This is a genomic window from Burkholderia sp. LK4 (assembly GCF_001043615.1).
GTDB lineage: Bacteria > Pseudomonadota > Gammaproteobacteria > Burkholderiales > Burkholderiaceae > Burkholderia > Burkholderia cepacia.
The window spans coordinates 56,537-72,225 of the sequence record NZ_LDUL01000042.1; the positions used below are offsets into that span (position 1 = coordinate 56,537).

Below are 15,689 nucleotides of genomic sequence, written 5' to 3' on the forward strand. Positions count from 1 at the left end.
GGAATGGCCGGATCAGGCCGACGCCGCGCCGCGCTTGGCGGGGAACAGGCGCCGGAAGATCCGCACGAACGCGAGGCCGTGCTGCGCCCAGAAGCCTTCGCCGTAGGACACGCCCTCGACCTGGTCGCGGATGCCGGTCGGCTCGACCGTGCGGTTCCACGACGCGGTGCCGAACATCATGTCCCACCACGGGAACAGCACGCCGAAGTTGCACCCGTACTTCGTGCCTTCGTGGCCGTAGCCGACCGCGTGGTGGCGCCGGTGGAAGATCGGGCTCACGAACAGGCGCTCGCCGAGCCAGCCGAACGACAGGCGCGCATTCGTATGCTGAATGCTCTGCATGAAGTTGGTGAACGCGGTCAGCACGACGAACTGCGACGGCGTCACGCCGATCACGAGCGCGATCGCCGCGAAGAAGCACGACTGGATCACGTCGTCGAGCACGTGGTTGCGGTCGTCGCACCACAGCGACATCTGGCGCTGGCTGTGATGCACGGCGTGCAGTTCCCACCAGACGCCGAACTTGTGCTGCCAGCGGTGATACCAGTAGCCGGCGAAATCGAGCACGACGAGATAAATCGCGAACGCGACGATCGGCTTCGAGGTCACGCCCGGCCACAGGTAGTCGAGGTTGACGTTCGCGACCCCGTGCAGGCGCAGCCACGCCTGGAAGTTGTCGAACAGCGGCTGCAGCGCGAAGAAGAAGAACAGCGAATAGATGCCGAGCTTCGCGATCGCGGTGTAGATCACGTCGACCCGCACGGCACGGCGGTTCGTCCAGCGTTCGACGGGCCGCAGCGCCTCCAGCGGGCGCAGCAGCACGAACATCAGCACCATCTGCAGCGCACCAACGATCACCCAGTACAGCGCGTCGTAGGTGTCCTCGTCGTAGTCCATCAGGTTGAACTTGAAGAGGAGCGGCTGCACGACGTCGACGTACAGCCAGGTCTGGATGTCCGATACGAACGCATCGATCAGGTGCAGCATCGTTCTCCCCCGCCCGTCACGCGCCGTTCGCTGCGCGCCACGGCGCGCGGTCGTAGAAGTAGATCCCGTGCGGCGAACGGCCGACGGCGATCGTCTGCACCAGCTTGCGCGACGCCAGGTCGATGATCCCGACCTTCTTCGCGAAGCGGAACGTCACCCACAGCGTCTTCTTGTCGGCGGACAGCTCCATGTCGTCCGGGCCCGGCAGCAGGCCGGTGATGTCGCCGACGTTGGTGAGCGTGTTCTCGTCGATGATGCTGATCGTGTTCGCGACCCGGTTCGTCACCGCGACGTGGGTGCCGTCGGCGAGCGAACGGAAGTTGTGCGCGCCCTTGCCGGTGTAGATCTGCTTGACGACCTTCTGGTTGCGCCAGTCGACCACCGCAACGTAATCCGCGCCCGTCATGCCGACGAGCAGGTACTTGTCGTCCGGCGTGAGCCACAGGCCGGCCGGCACCTTGCCGACCTTCATCTTCCACTTGACCGTCTGCGTCGGCAGGTCGATCGCCGCGATCTCGCCGGACACCTGCAGCGACACGAGCAGCGTCTTGCTGTCCTTCGTGAACGCGAGGTGGCTCGGCATGACTTCGAGCGGCACGCGCTTCACGAGCTTCAGGTCGCGGCCGTCGTAGCCGTAGATGTCGACGCGGTCGAGGCGCAGGCCGGCGGCCGCGAACCACTTGCGGTCGGGCGAGAAACCGAGCTGGTAAGGATCGTCGATCCCTTCGACGGTGCGCTGCAGCTTGCCCGTCTTCGGATCGAGGAACATCAGGCTGTTCGAGACCGAATTTGCAACGATCAGCGACGAATTGTCGGGCGTTGCCATCAGGTGGTGCGGTTCCTTGCCGGTCGGCATCGTGCCGACGACCTCACGGGTCTGCTGGTCGATCAGGGAAAGCGTCGCTTCGGCCGAATTGAGGATGATCACGTTATTCGCGTGGGCGGCGGGCGCCAGCACGGCGGCGGCCAGCGCGAGCGTGCGGCCGAGGGAAAGGAAAGTGCGCATGAAGACTCACGTCGTGGAACAACCGTCATTGTAAAACGTTCAACCGGCCCGGCCGGTTGACCTGGGCCGGCATTGCGCCACTTCGACGCACGCGGCGGCGGCCCGGCCGGGCGGCGCGGCAAGCGCCGCGCGGCCGGCCGGGGCCCGCCGCCGGCGCGGAGCCCGGGAAGCCGATGTTGCGCTAGCGCTGCATCGACTCCCAGACCTTGTGCAGACGCTTGACAGAGACAGGCATCGGCGTGCGCAGTTCCTGCGCGAACAGCGAAATCCGCAATTCCTCGAGCAGCCAGCGGAATTCCGCGAGCCGCGGATCGGCGACGCCGCCGCGCTGCGACACCGCGCGCTGGTACTGCTGGGCGAGCGGCAGCAGGTCGGCCGACTGCTTCGCGTCGCGCGCCGGATCGGCCTTCAGCTTGTCGATCCGCAGCGCGATGCCCTTCAGGTAGCGCGGGAAGTGCGCGAGTTGCGCGTAGGGCGTATCGATCACGAAGCGCTTGCCGACCAGCGCGGCGAGCTGCTGCTGCAGGTCCGCATGCGCCTGCGCGAACGGCTTCGCCTGCGCGAGCTTCTTCACGAGACCCGCGTATTCGGCCAGGACCTGCCCGACCAGCCGCGCGATTTCCTGCGCGAGCAGGTTCAGGCGGCTTCGGCCCTCGTCACGGCGCGCGTGGAAGCTCGCGTCGTCGTCGGGCAGCGGGTCCTGCAGGCACGCGCGGTCGAGCGCCGTGTCGATCAGCTGGTCGCGCAATTCGTCCTGCGTGCCGAGCGACATGTACTGCATCGCCATCTCGCGCAGGCCCGGCAGGTTCTTCTCGAGGAACTTGATCGGCTCCTTCAGCTGCAGCGCGAACAGCCGCCGCAAGCCGGCCCGGTGGATGCGCGCGGCCTCCTCCGGCGAATCGAACACCTCGACGTCGCAATGCGTGCCGCGATCGACGAGCGCCGGGTAGCCGTACAGCGTCTGGCCGCGCCGGCGGATCTCCAGCAGCTCGGGGAGCTTGCCGAAATTCCACGTCGTCAGGTTCTCGTACAGCGCCGTCGCGCCGGCTTCCGCCGGAGCGGACGTCTGCGGCGCCGCGCCCTTCGCGGGCTTCGGGCCGCGGCCGGGTGCGCCGGCCGTACCCGCCGCCGCCGGCGCCTGGCCGACCGGCTGACCCGCATCGGCATCGCCGCCAGCCGCGATCGTCGACGCCGCCGCGATCTTCTGGAACTGCTGCTGCGCCTGCGCGCCCAGCTCCTGGCGAAGCTGCGCGAGATTGCGCCCCATCGCGAGCTGGCGGCCGTGCTCGTCGATCACCTTGAAGTTCATGAACAGGTGCGCGGGCAGCGTCTCGAGCTTGAAGTCGGCCGTTTTCATCGCGACCTGCGTCTCGCCGCGCACGTCGGCGATCAGCGCCTCGACGAGCCCGCCCGCGCCGAAGCGCTCGCGGCCCATCCGCTCGACGAAGCCGGCCGCGTATTCGGGCAGCGGCACGCAGTGCCGGCGCAGCTTCTGCGGCAGCGACTTCAGCAGCAACTGCACCTTTTCCTTCAGCATCCCCGGCACGAGCCACTCGCAGCGGCGCGCGTCGACCTGGTTCAGCGCATACAGCGGCACCGCGAGCGTCACGCCGTCGCGCGGCGTGCCCGGCTCGAAGTGATACGTAAGCGCCATCTCGACGCCGGCCATCGTCGCGCGCTTCGGGAACAGCTCGGTCGTCACGCCGGCCGCCTCGTGGCGCATCAGGTCGTCGCGCGACAGGTACAGCAGCCGCTGCTTGTCCTCGGGCTGGCCGCCCTTCTTCACTTCGTCGCGATACCAGCGCTCGAATGCGGCACCCGTGTGGATGCCCTCCGGAATCGCGTGGTCGTAGTACGCGTAGATCAGCTCGTCGTCGACCAGCACGTCCTGGCGGCGCGACTTGTGCTCGAGCTGCTCGATGTCGGCGAGCAGCTTGCGGTTGTGCGCGAAGAACGGCAGCTTCGTGTCGAATTCGCCTTCGACCAGCGCGCCGCGGATGAACAGCTCGCGCGCCCGCGCCGGATCCTGCTTGCCGAACGCGACGCGCCGGCGGTGGTAGATCGGCAGCCCGTACAGCGTCGCGCGCTCGAACGCGCTGACCTGCGCCGGGCGCTTCTCCCAGTGCGGCTCCGACAGCGATTTCTTCAGCAGGTGCGCGCCGATCTTCTCGACCCACTCCGGCTCGATCTTCGCGAGGCAGCGCGCGTACAGCCGGCTCGTCTCGACGAGCTCGGCCGCCATCACCCAGCGGCCGGCCTTCTTCGCGAGCACGGAGCCCGGCCACAGGTAGAACTTGATCCCGCGCGCGCCGAGATAGTGCGGATCGTCATCGGCCTTCAGGCCGAGGTTGCCGAGCAGGCCCGTCAGCAGGGCCAGATGGACCTGTTCGTACGTCGCCTCGGCTTCGTTGAGCCGCCAGCCGTGCTCGCGCACGACGGTCAGCAGCTGCGAATGGACGTCGCGCCACTCGCGCAGCCGCAGGTGCGACAGGAAGTTCTGCCGGCATGCGTCGACGAGCTGGCGGTTCGACTTCTTGTGCGCGACCGCCTCTTCGAACCACGCCCAGATCTTCAGCCACTGCAGGAACTCGGAACGCTCGTCGGCGAACCGGCGGTGCGCCTGGTCGGCCTGCTCCTGCGCTTCGATCGGGCGGTCGCGCGGGTCCTGCACGGACAGCGCGCTCGCGATGATCAGCACCTCGCGCAGCGACTGCTGGTCGCGCGCGGCGAGAATCATCCGGCCGACGCGCGGGTCGAGCGGCAGCCGCGCGAGCTCGCGGCCGAGCGGCGTCAGCGCGTTGTCGTCGTCGACCGCGCCGAGCTCGTTGAGCAACTGGTAGCCGTCCGCGATCGCGCGGCCGGGCGGCGGCTCGAGGAACGGGAACGACTCGATCGCCGTCAGGTGCAGCGACTTCATCCGCAGGATCACCGACGCGAGCGACGAGCGCAGGATTTCCGGGTCGGTGAAGCGTGCGCGCGCCTGGTAGTCGCTTTCCTCGTACAAGCGAATGCACACGCCGTCGGCCACGCGGCCGCAGCGGCCCGCGCGCTGGTTTGCGGCCGCCTGCGAGATCGACTCGACCTGCAGCTGCTCGACCTTGTTCCGGTACGAATAGCGCTTCACGCGCGCGAGGCCGGTATCGACGACGTAGCGGATGCCCGGCACCGTCAGCGAGGTTTCGGCCACGTTGGTCGCGAGCACGATCCGGCGCGCGTTCGATGCCTTGAACACCTTGTCCTGGTCGGCCGCCGACAGCCGCGCGAACAGCGGCAGGATCTCGGTATGCGGCGGATGGTGCTTGCGCAGCGCCTCGGCCGCCTCGCGGATCTCGCGCTCGCCGGGCAGGAACACCAGCACGTCGCCGGGGCCTTCGCGGCACAGTTCGTCGACCGCGTCGACGATCGCGTCCATCAGGTCGCGCTCGGCTTCGCGCGCGGTCTTCACGCGATCGCGGCCGCCCGTGCCTTCGGCATTTTTCACGGCCGGGCGATCCTCGGCTACCGGCCGGTAGCGCATCTCGACCGGATACAGCCGCCCGCTCACCTCGATCACGGGCGCAGGACGCTCGTCGGTGCCGAAATGGCGCGCGAAGCGGTCGGCGTCGATCGTCGCGGACGTGACGATCAGCTTCAGGTCCGGCCGCCTCGGCAGGATTTCCTTCAGGTAGCCGAGCAGGAAGTCGATGTTCAGGCTGCGCTCGTGCGCCTCGTCGATGATCAGCGTGTCGTACGCCTTGAGCAGCGGATCGGTCTGCGTCTCGGCGAGCAGGATCCCGTCCGTCATCAGCTTCACGGACGCGCCCGGCGCGAGATTGTCGGTGAAGCGCACCTTGTAGCCGACCACCTCGCCGAACGGCGTGCCGAGTTCCTCGGCGATCCGCCGGCCGGTCGACGATGCAGCCAGACGGCGCGGCTGCGTATGGCCGATCAGGCCCGTGCCGCCGGCGCCGAGGCCGCGGCCGAGATCGAGACAGATCTTCGGCAACTGCGTGGTCTTGCCCGAGCCGGTTTCGCCGCAGACGATGACAACCTGATGACCGGCGATCGCGCGCGCGATTTCGTCGCGCTTGCCCGACACCGGCAGGCTTTCGGGGTACGTGATCGGCGGGACGGGGTTCGGTGCGACGACGGCGCGCGGCGGCCGCTCGCGGCGCGGTGGGCGCTCGCCCGTTGCCTGGGGTGCGCCCTTCGCGGCCGGCTGGCGCGCATCGCCGCGCCGTTCGTCACCGCGCGGCGCGTCTGCCGGTTTGCCCGCCTGCTTTTCCTGCTGCTGGCGCGCTGGCTGGCCCTGCTGCTCGCGTGCGTCGGCCGCACCATCCGGGTGCCGGGCCGACGGCGTATTGGCCCGCGTCGGCGCGGGACTTTTAGAAACATTCGACATGGGGGCGCATTATAATCCCGCCCATGAATTCCCAAACCGACCTCCCCCCCGCCCAGACCGGCGCCGCGACGCCGCCGGCCGCCGACGATTCGGCCGCCAGTCACGCGCAGTTCGTCGACTGGATGCGCTCCGTCGCGCCCTATATCCACAAGTTCCGCAACAGCACGTTCGTCGTGGGGTTTGGCGGTGAGGTGGTGCAGCAGGGGCTCCTGAACGCGCTCGTGTCCGACATCGCGCTGCTGCAGGCGATGGGTATCCAGATCGTGCTGGTGCACGGTTCGCGCCCGCAGGTCGAGGAGCAGCTGAGCCTGCACGGTGTCGAATCCGAGTTTTCGCACGGCCTGCGCATCACCGATGCGCGCGCGCTCGAATCCGCGAAGGAAGCGGCCGGCGAAGTGCGTCTCGACATCGAGGCCGCGATCAGCCAGGGTCTGCCGAACTCGCCGATGGCGCACGCGCACATCAGCGTCGTGTCGGGCAACTTCGTGACCGCGCGGCCGGTGGGGATTCTCGACGGGGTCGATTTCGCGCATACGGGCATCGTGCGCAAGATCGATGCCGAGTCGATCCGTCATTCTCTCGCGAGCCGCAAGCTCGTGCTGCTGTCGCCGCTCGGCTTCTCGCCGACCGGCGAAGCGTTCAACCTGTCGATGGAAGACGTCGCGTCGGCCGCCGCGATCGCACTGCGCGCCGACAAGATCATCTTCCTGACCGAAGGGCCCGGCATCGTCGACGACGAAGGCGAGCTGGTGCGAGAAATGTCGCTCGACGCGGCGGCCGAGCTGCTCGACTCCGGCAACATCCAGGGCGACGACGGGTTCTTCCTCAAGCACTCGATCCGCGCATGCCGCGGCGGCGTGACCCGGGCCCACCTGATCCCGCAGTCGCTCGACGGCAGCATGCTGCTCGAACTGTTCCTGCACGACGGCGTCGGCACGATGATCTCGTACGAGAACCTCGAGAGCCTGCGCGAAGCGACGCCGGACGACGTCGGCGGCATCCTGTCGCTGATCGAGCCGCTCGAGTCGGACGGTACGCTGGTGCGCCGCGGCCGCCACCAGATCGAACGCGACATCGACCACTTCTCGGTGATCGAGCACGATGGCGTGCTGTTCGGCTGCGCGGCGCTGTATCCGTACCAGCAGGAGAAGATCGGCGAGATGGCGTGCCTGACGGTCGCGCCGGAAGCGCAGGGTTCGGGCGACGGCGAACGCCTGCTCAAGCGCATCGAGCAGCGCGCCCGCGCGCGCGGCCTCACGCACATCTTCGTGCTCACGACGCGCACCGAGCACTGGTTCCTCAAGCGCGGCTTCGTCAAGGTCAGCGTCGACGACCTCCCCGAAGACCGCCGCAAACTCTATAACTGGCAGCGCAAGTCGCTCGTGCTGATGAAGCAGCTCTGAGCGCAGGCACGACTGCCCTCCCCCCAGTTCGATTACAGGAGAAGTACACGATGGCTCGAATGATTCAATGCGCGAAGCTCGGCAAGGAAGCCGAAGGCCTCGATTTCCCGCCGCTGCCGGGCGAACTCGGCAAGCGCATTTACGAGAGCGTCTCGAAGGAAGCGTGGCAGGGCTGGCTCAAGCAGCAGACGATGCTGATCAACGAGAACCGCCTGAACATGGCCGACCCGCGCGCGCGCCAGTACCTGATGAAGCAGACCGAGAAGTACTTCTTCGGCGACGGCGCGGACCAGGCGTCCGGCTACGTGCCGCCGACGGAAGGCTGATGATGCGATGCGCGCGGCCGGCAGCCTGCCGGCCGTGTGCTCCGGGAAAGACGGCACCGTGTTTCGCACGGTGCCGTTTTCTTTTGGCGACATGCGCTCGGGGCGTTCCCGCCTCCCGCGCGGCGGCATGGCATGCCGCTCAGCCGGCCGGCTTCAGCGCGCCGCCGTCGCCCGGCTGCGCGCTCCCGTCGGCCGCGGGTGCCGCGCTGCCGCCTTCGGTGCCCCATTCGGCCGCATCGCTGCGTTCGGCCGTCGACAGTTCGTCCGCGCGATACCCGGTGCGATTCAGCAGCGCGAGCATGCAGACGAGCGACACGAGCGCGTAAAGCCCCGACGCGACCGCGACGCCGACGATGCTGCCGGTCGTGTTGAGGATCGCCTGCGCGAGCACGGGCGTGCCGCCGCCGACGACGAGCGCGCTCAGCTGATACGCGAGCGACAGGCCCGTGTAGCGGATGTTCGCCGGGAACACGCGCGCGAGCACGCCGCCGACCGCACCGTAGAACATCGCCGACGGAATCGTCGAGATGCACATGCCCGCGACGGCGACCCAATACGAACGCGTCGCGAGCGCATGGAACATCACCGGCATCAGCACGATTTCCGGAATCAGGATCCAGCACATCGCGCGACGCATGTCGACCTTCGACACGAACCACGCGCCGACCGGCTGCATCAGGAACTGCACGACGAGCGAGATCGACAGGATGCCGAGGAACGTGCCCTGCGCGTAGCCGAGCTCCTTCGTCGCCCACGACAGTGCGAACGTGCTGCGGAAGTACGTGACGTTGATCACCGGCAGCGTGCCGGCCGCGAGCAGCACGACGACCCGGTGATCGCGCACGACGTCGCGCAGCGGCAGCTTCACGGTGCGCTTGCGCGCGAGCACGCGCTGCATGTCGGCCGACTCCTCGAGCTTCAGCCGGATCACCATGCCGATGATCACCAGCACGGCCGACAGCAGGAACGGAATGCGCCAGCCCCACATCAGGAACGACGGTGTCGGCAGCGCGCTCAGCGCGAAAAACGCGGCCGTGGCCAGCAGGTTGCCGGTGGGCGAACCCTGCTGCGCGAACGCCGCGTACAGGATGCTGCGATGCTTCGGCGCGTTCTCGCTCGCGATCAGCACCGCACCGCCCCACTCGCCGCCGACCGCGATCCCCTGCAGCACGCGCAGCGCGACGAGGCCGGCCGGCGCCCATACACCGATCTGCGCATAACCGGGCAGCAGGCCGATGCCGGTCGTCGCGAGCCCCATCATCACCAGCGTGATCACGAGCGCGGTCTTGCGGCCGACACGATCGCCGAGATGCCCGAACACGATGCCGCCGAGCGGCCGCGCGGCGAAGCCGGCCCAGAACGTGACGAACGCAAGCAGCGTCGCGACGCCGGGATCCATCCTGCTCGAAAAGAACACCTTGCCGAACACGAGTGCCGCGGCGGTGCCGTAAATGTAGAAGTCGTACCACTCGATCGTGGTGCCGACGAACGCCGCGAAGGCGGCACGGCCGGGCCGCGGCTGCGGCTGCGGTTGCGGCCCGGCGGGCGGGGATGGCTGACGGCTCATCGATGTCTCCATGTTTGTGTTTCCGGGGCGCGACTGCCGCGCGCCTTTCCCGGGTGGCCGGCATGGCGCCGCCGGCCGGCGGCGTCGTGTCAGCCGGGGGCTTCCCTCAGCACGCCGGCGTCGAGCAGTTGCTGCTGTAGCGCGGGATCGATGCCGAGGCGATCGAGCACCGCGCGCGTGTCGCCGCCCAGCGCGGGCGGCGGCGAACGATAGGTAGCCGGCGTGCGCGACAGCTTCACCGGCGACGCGGTGCCGCGATACGCGCCGATCTCGACGAACAGGTTCCGGTGCAGCGCATGCGGATCGTGCGCGACGTCGGCCACCGTTCGCACCGGCCCGCACGGCACGCCGGCCGCCATCAGGTCGCGCGCGAGCGGCTCGCATGCGTGCGCGGCGAGCCGCGCTTCCAGTTCGGCCTTCAGCTCGGGACGGTGCGCGCAGCGGTTGCGGTTGTCGACGAAGCGTGGATCGCCCGCGAGCGCCGGTACGCCGAGATGCGCGACGAGCCGCGCGAACTGCCGGTCGTTGCCGATCGCGAGGAAGATCGGCACGGTCGCCGTGCGGTAGCTGTCGTATGGCGCGATGTTCGGATGCGCGTTGCCGCTGCGCGCCGGCACGCGCCCCGAACCGAAGAAGTTCGGCAGGTGCGGATGCAGCAGCGACACGCCGCAGTCGTACAGCGCGATGTCGATCGACTGTCCGCGCCCGCTCTTCTCGCGCTCCGCGAGCGCCAGCAGGATGCCCGCGAGCGCATTGAGGCCCGTGACCATGTCGACGATCGGCAGACCGATGCGCGTCGCGTCGCCGTCGCGCTCGCCGTTGACGCTCATCAGCCCCGCCATCGCCTGGATCACCGCGTCGTAGCCGGGCAGCCCGCCGAGCGGACCGTCCGCGCCGAAGCCCGTCACCGCGCAGTGGATCAGCCACGGGAAGCGCGGCTGCAAGTCGCGTGCATAGTCCATCCCCCAGCGCGCGAGCGTGCCCGGCTTGAAGTTCTCGACGAGCACGTCCGCCTCGTCGAGCAGGTGCCACAGGATCGCGCGCCCTTCGTCGCGCGACAGGTCGAGCGCGAGCCCTTCCTTGTTGCGGTTCACGCCCATGAAGTACCACGCGGTGTCGCCGAGGAACGGCGGCCCCCAGCCGCGCGTCTCGTCGCCGTCCGGCGGCTCGATCTTGACCACCGTCGCGCCGTGATCGGCGAGTGCCTGCGTGCAGTACGGGCCGCCGAGCACACGGCTCAGGTCGACGACCTTCAGGCCGTCCAGTGCGCCACGCGAAGCGGTCATCGTTCGACCTCCGGCAGCAGGTCGAGCGCGGTATCGAGCGCGATGGGCGTGCCGCGCAGCAGCGCAGCGCAGGCGGCGGATTCGTCGTCGCGCGATGCCGGCGCAAGCGGGTCGACCGGCAGCAGCTTGTGGCGCACGACCAGGTGCGCGAGCGCGAGACGCCGGAAATCCGGCGCGAGCCGCGCGCCCTCGCACGCCATCAGCACGGCCGCGCTTGCGTAGTACAGCGCGGACGCGGCCTGCCGCACGCGCGCGTCGTCGCCTTCCGCCGCGACCCGCGCAAGCCCGTCGCAGGCGCGCGCGAGGATGCGCCGCAGCGCCGCGCGGCTCGCGTCGGGCAGCGGTGCCGCGCCGAGGCGGTCGCCGAGAAAGGTACGCAGCGCGTCGAGCGCCTGCTCGCGCTGCGCGGCGCGCGCGACGTCCAGCGCGACGATGTTGCTCGTGCCTTCCCAGATCGAGCCGAGATGCGCATCGCGCACGATGCGCGCGTCGCTCCATTCCTCGATGTAACCGGTGCCGCCGCGCACTTCCATCGCATCGCCCGTCACGCGCCGCGCATCGCGGCACGCGCGGAACTTGATCAGCGGCGTCAGGATCCGCACGCAGCGCGCGGCCTGCTCGTCGCCGGCATCGGCCTGCGGCAGCAGCAGCGCGATCTGCATGAACATCGCGCGCGCGGCCTCGGCCGGCAGCAGCATCTTCAGCAACTGGCGCTGCATCAGCGGCATCTCGATCAGCTTGCGGCCGAACGCCTCGCGGTGCGCGGCGACGTGCAGCGCCTCGTTCAGCGCGCGCCGCATCAGCCCCGCCGCGCGCACGCCGTTCGACAGCCGCGACATGTTGATCATGTCGGCCATCTGGTGGAAACCGCGGCCGATCTCGCCGATCAGGAACGCCTGCGCGCCTTCGAGCGCGATCTCGCCGCTCGCCATCGACCGGCTGCCGAGCTTGTCCTTCAGGCGCACGATCCGGTAGCGGTTGCGCGTGCCGTCCGGCAGCGTCTTCGGCAGCAGGAACAACGCGAGGCCCTTGATGCCGTCCGGCGCGCCGTCTGGCCGCGCGAGCACCATCGCGAGATCGGCGTCCGCGTTCGAGCAGAACCACTTGTCGCCGGTCAGGCGCCAGACGGTCTCGCCGTGCGCGTCCGTCTCGCGCGTCGCCCGCGTGGCGATCCGGCCGACATCGGAACCCGCCGCCTGCTCGGTCATGAACATCGCGCCCTGGTACAGCGTGTCGAAGTCGCGCGACGCGAGCTTCGGCAGGTAGCGCGCGACGAGCGCCGGATCGCCGAAGCGGCGCAGCGTCCGCGTCAGCGAATCGGTCATGCTGACCGGGCAGCACAGCCCGAATTCGGCCTGCACGAACAGGAACGTCAGCGCGTACTTGACGAGCGGCGCAACGGATTCCGCCCCGTGGCTCAACGACGCGAGCCCGAGCTCGGCATACGCGACACGTTCGAGCGCGACATACGCGGGATCCTTGTCGATCCGCTGCACGGCCTCGCCTCGCCGATTGCGGTGTTCGAGCACGGGCGGGTGCTTGTCCGCGCGCGACGCCCATTCGTCGAGTTCGCCCGACACGCGTGCGCCGAGCGCGCGCAGCCGAGGCTCCAGTTCGGCATAGTGCGTGTCGCCGAGATGCAGCTTCAGCAACGCGCCGAGATCGGGATCGACCGTGAAGAAATTGAGGCCCCGGCTGTCGGGGATGTTGGATGCGCCGGCGTCCGGCGTGCGAGCGGTGTCGTTCATGCGTGCGTCTCCTGGGTTGCCTGCACATCGGCTGGCGGGGCGCGCCGCGGCGCCCGGCCAGTCCCGTGCAAAGCCTTCCGCAGAGCGTAGGCGCGCGATCGATAAGCGTCCAATACAGGATTTGTCCGGTACGATAGATACCGCTTATCGATGCCGACGCCGCGAGGAGACACCATGGAACTGAGGCAGTTGCGCTACTTCGTGGCGGTCGCCGAGGAACTGCATTTCGGGCGCGCGGCAAAGCGCCTGTTCATCTCGCAGCCGGCGCTGAGTTTCGATATCCGCAAGTTCGAGGACGCGCTCGGCGTCCAGCTGTTCTCGCGCACCAACAAGACCGTCGCGCTGACCAACGCGGGCGAGGTGCTGCTCGGCGAAGCGCGCCGGCTGCTGCTGCAGGCGGCCGAGGCCGAACGCCTGACGGTGCGCTCCGCGTCGGGCCTCGCGGGCCGGCTGCGGATCGGCTTCGTTCATTCGATGCTGTATCGCGGGCTGCCCGATGCGGTGCGGCGTTTCGAAGCCGACTACCCGGGCGTCGAGGTCGTGCTGAGCGAGATGAACACGCACGCGCAGGTGCAGGCGATCCAGCGCGGCCAGATCGATCTCGGCTACGCGCACTGGGGCCACTTCCCGCCCGAGGTCGAATCGGTACCTGTCTATGCGGAACCGTTCGTGTGCTGCCTGCCGGCCGCACATCCGCTCGCGCGGCGCAGGCAGGTCGCGCTTGCCGCGCTGGCCGCGGAACCGTTCATCCTGTTCCCGCGCGAAGCGGCGCCGCACTATCACGACCTGATCATCGCGCAATGCGTGAACGCCGGCTTCAGCCCGCTGATTCGCCACGAAGCGCGGCTGTGGCAGACGATCCTGTCGATGATCGAGTTCGGGATGGGCGTCGCGCTGGTACCGCGCGTGCTGCAGCAGGCGAAGAGCGACCGGCTCGCGTTCCGGCCGCTGAAGGATGCGTCGCTCGAATCGCGCACGCTCGCGCTGAAGCGCAGCGGCACCGCCGAGCCAGTCGCGCTGCGCTTCGCCGATTACGTGCGCGCGTCGATCGACGCACTGCCCGCGCTCGCGGGCTGAATGCACGGCCGGCTGGCAGGTATTTGCGGGTATCTGAAAAATATTTGCAGAAAGGGCTTTACGAACCCCAAAAGCTCTGACATAATTTGATTCTTCTTTGGGCGGTTAGCTCAGCGGTAGAGCACTGCCTTCACACGGCAGGGGTCACTGGTTCGATCCCAGTACCGCCCACCAAAACGTGTGTCAAAGGGCCGGCATTAGCCGGCCCTTTGTTTTTTCAGCGTTTTTTCCGCATCGCGGACTCGGCACCTGGCGAAATGCTCGTTAAGTGTCCTCTCGCCCGACCGGATTCTTGGCACATATTTGTCACACTTCAACTTCGAGGTGTCTGGTGCCAACGATTCGCAAACGTGGCGACTGCCAATTTCAGGCGATCGTCCGTCGTCAGGGGTTCCCCCCTCAAACCAAAACCTTCATCAGCCGCAAAGAGGCGGAAGCCTGGGCTACCCGCATCGAATCCGAAATGCTGGCAGGTTCGTTTTCGAGCCCGATCGAATCCAGCAAAGCGCCGTTGAGCGAACTGCTGATCCGGTACGGCCGGGAAATCTCCCCCGAGAAAAAGGGCGAGGCGCTCGAGCTGCTGCGGATCAAGAAGCTACTAGCCGATCCCATCTCCCAGGTGAAGATTTCTGCGCTCAACGGCGTAGCCGTTGCTCAATACCGCAATCGGCGCCTGACCGGCAACGGACAGCAAAAGCCAGTTTCCGGCTCGACCGTGAACCGGGAGCTAACGCTCCTTAGCCACGTCATCAGCATCGCCAGCAAGGAATGGGGCTTCCACATTCCGGTCAATCCCGTCTCGCAGATTCGACGGCCGAAGGAGAACCGAGCTCGGAACCGCCGGCTGCATGGAGACGAGGAAAAGCGTCTTTTGATCGAGCTCGAACCCAGCCAACGAGCCGAAAGCGGCGTCTACCAGCCGGGTGGATGTAGAAACAAATACGTCCTGCCGGTAGTCATCCTTGCGATCGAAACTGCGATGCGCCGTAGCGAGATCCTCTCCCTGCGTTGGCCGGACGTCCACCTAGCCGACCGGTATGTCCGGCTCCACGACACCAAGAATGGCGAGGCTCGGGACGTTCCCCTGTCTCGTCGTGCAGTCCAAACGTTGTCTACGCTATCCAATGAGCCGCGCCACAGTAGCGGCCGAGTGCTTCCGATCACTCCAGAGGCATTGAAGAAGGCTTTTGTCCGTGCCTGTGAGCGGGCAGGCATTGTCGACCTGCATTTCCATGATCTTCGGCACGAAGCTACATCGCGGATCGCCGAGCGCCTCGACAACGTGCTGGAGCTGTCGGCGGTGACGGGCCACAAGACCGTGCAGATGTTGAAGCGGTACTACCATCCAAGGGCGACGGACCTGGCTCGCAAACTCGGCTGAGTGCAAACGGCTGCAGGGGCTGAAACGCCCCTGTGGATAGCACCCGGGATTTCTCACAATTGATCCTGCCTGTGGATAAAACCTAAATTTCCTCAGAGCTGTGGATAGTGCCCGGTTTGTCTCACGCTCCCCCGGCTTGCCTCACATTTCACCCGGGTTTTCTCACAATAGCGTCCGGCAAAGCCTTATCCAGTCAGGCTTTCAGCCTCTTAAAAACGTTTATAAACGTATTAAAAACCGCGCGTAAGCGCATACGTAAATACATACGTACGTACGTGTGATTCATAGCGCAAAGATGGAGCTCAAGCACGCCCCCGCAAGCGGGGGCAAAAACGGCGCTTCGCGCCTTGACGCCCCCCCCATCTCATCTCAACCCGCCGTTGGCGTGGGCGCAGAAACGTGGTCGCCCCTTCTGACGCTCAAAAAACGGTCCCCCAAGAAGGAGGGGCACAAAGCGACTCACTCCTAAAATTGGCCGACGCTCACAAGGCAGGAAATCGAGGCTCGGAGCCGCTGACGACCGGCAA

At 67.6% G+C, this 15,689-nt stretch carries 10 protein-coding genes and 1 tRNA gene; 5 read left to right on the forward strand and 6 right to left on the reverse strand.

Going from position 1 to position 15,689, the window contains the following annotated elements; genetic code table 11:
* Positions 1 to 12: 12 nt before the first annotated feature.
* The 3 genes from VK92_RS21985 to hrpA form a co-directional block, all read right to left on the reverse strand.
* On the reverse strand, positions 13 to 987 hold the full coding sequence (locus tag VK92_RS21985; protein WP_021157648.1) for a sterol desaturase family protein: 975 nt from the start codon (positions 985 to 987) through the stop codon (positions 13 to 15).
* 16 nt (positions 988 to 1,003) lie between these two features.
* The gene (locus VK92_RS21990) at positions 1,004 to 1,993 is read right to left on the reverse strand and encodes a YVTN family beta-propeller repeat protein (protein ID WP_021157647.1); all 990 of its coding nucleotides are present in this window, start codon (positions 1,991 to 1,993) and stop codon (positions 1,004 to 1,006) included.
* A 181-nt stretch (positions 1,994 to 2,174) separates the two neighbouring features.
* A complete protein-coding gene (gene hrpA, locus VK92_RS21995) occupies positions 2,175 to 6,374 on the reverse strand; it encodes an ATP-dependent RNA helicase HrpA (protein WP_048024095.1) in 4,200 nt (1,399 codons plus the stop codon).
* Between the two features lie 23 nt (positions 6,375 to 6,397).
* Here hrpA and argA point away from each other — a divergent pair, with 23 nt between their 5' ends.
* Positions 6,398 to 7,777, forward strand: coding sequence for an amino-acid N-acetyltransferase (gene argA / locus VK92_RS22000; RefSeq protein ID WP_048024097.1), 1,380 nt, complete (start codon positions 6,398 to 6,400; stop codon positions 7,775 to 7,777).
* A 50-nt stretch (positions 7,778 to 7,827) separates the two neighbouring features.
* Complete coding sequence (locus tag VK92_RS22005) at positions 7,828 to 8,103, forward strand: oxidative damage protection protein (protein ID WP_006478357.1); 276 nt, start codon at positions 7,828 to 7,830, stop codon at positions 8,101 to 8,103.
* A gap of 139 nt (positions 8,104 to 8,242) precedes the next feature.
* Here VK92_RS22005 and VK92_RS22010 read toward each other — a convergent pair whose 3' ends face one another.
* The 3 genes from VK92_RS22010 to VK92_RS22020 form a co-directional block, all read right to left on the reverse strand.
* The gene (locus tag VK92_RS22010) at positions 8,243 to 9,670 is read right to left on the reverse strand and encodes an MFS transporter (RefSeq protein WP_048024127.1); all 1,428 of its coding nucleotides are present in this window, start codon (positions 9,668 to 9,670) and stop codon (positions 8,243 to 8,245) included.
* Positions 9,671 to 9,759: 89 nt separating this feature from the next.
* Positions 9,760 to 10,956 carry a CaiB/BaiF CoA transferase family protein gene (locus VK92_RS22015; RefSeq protein ID WP_048024100.1) on the reverse strand — a complete coding sequence of 399 codons (1,197 nt, stop codon included), beginning with the start codon at positions 10,954 to 10,956 and terminating at the stop codon, positions 9,760 to 9,762.
* Positions 10,953 to 12,704, reverse strand: coding sequence for an acyl-CoA dehydrogenase family protein (locus tag VK92_RS22020; protein WP_048024101.1), 1,752 nt, complete (start codon positions 12,702 to 12,704; stop codon positions 10,953 to 10,955). The genes VK92_RS22015 and VK92_RS22020 overlap by 4 nt, the downstream gene beginning before the upstream one ends.
* Before the next feature lie 174 nt (positions 12,705 to 12,878).
* On the opposite strand from VK92_RS22020, the gene VK92_RS22025 reads away from it, so the two are divergent.
* The 3 genes from VK92_RS22025 to VK92_RS22035 all read left to right on the forward strand — a co-directional run bounded on the left by VK92_RS22025 (position 12,879) and on the right by VK92_RS22035 (position 15,162).
* Positions 12,879 to 13,781 carry a LysR family transcriptional regulator gene (locus VK92_RS22025; RefSeq protein ID WP_027786944.1) on the forward strand — a complete coding sequence of 301 codons (903 nt, stop codon included), beginning with the start codon at positions 12,879 to 12,881 and terminating at the stop codon, positions 13,779 to 13,781.
* A 99-nt stretch (positions 13,782 to 13,880) separates the two neighbouring features.
* Positions 13,881 to 13,955, forward strand: a tRNA-Val gene (locus VK92_RS22030).
* A gap of 157 nt (positions 13,956 to 14,112) precedes the next feature.
* Positions 14,113 to 15,162, forward strand: a complete 1,050-nt coding sequence (locus VK92_RS22035; protein WP_048024103.1) for a site-specific integrase — start codon at positions 14,113 to 14,115, stop codon at positions 15,160 to 15,162.
* The last annotated feature ends 527 nt before the right edge of the window (positions 15,163 to 15,689 follow it).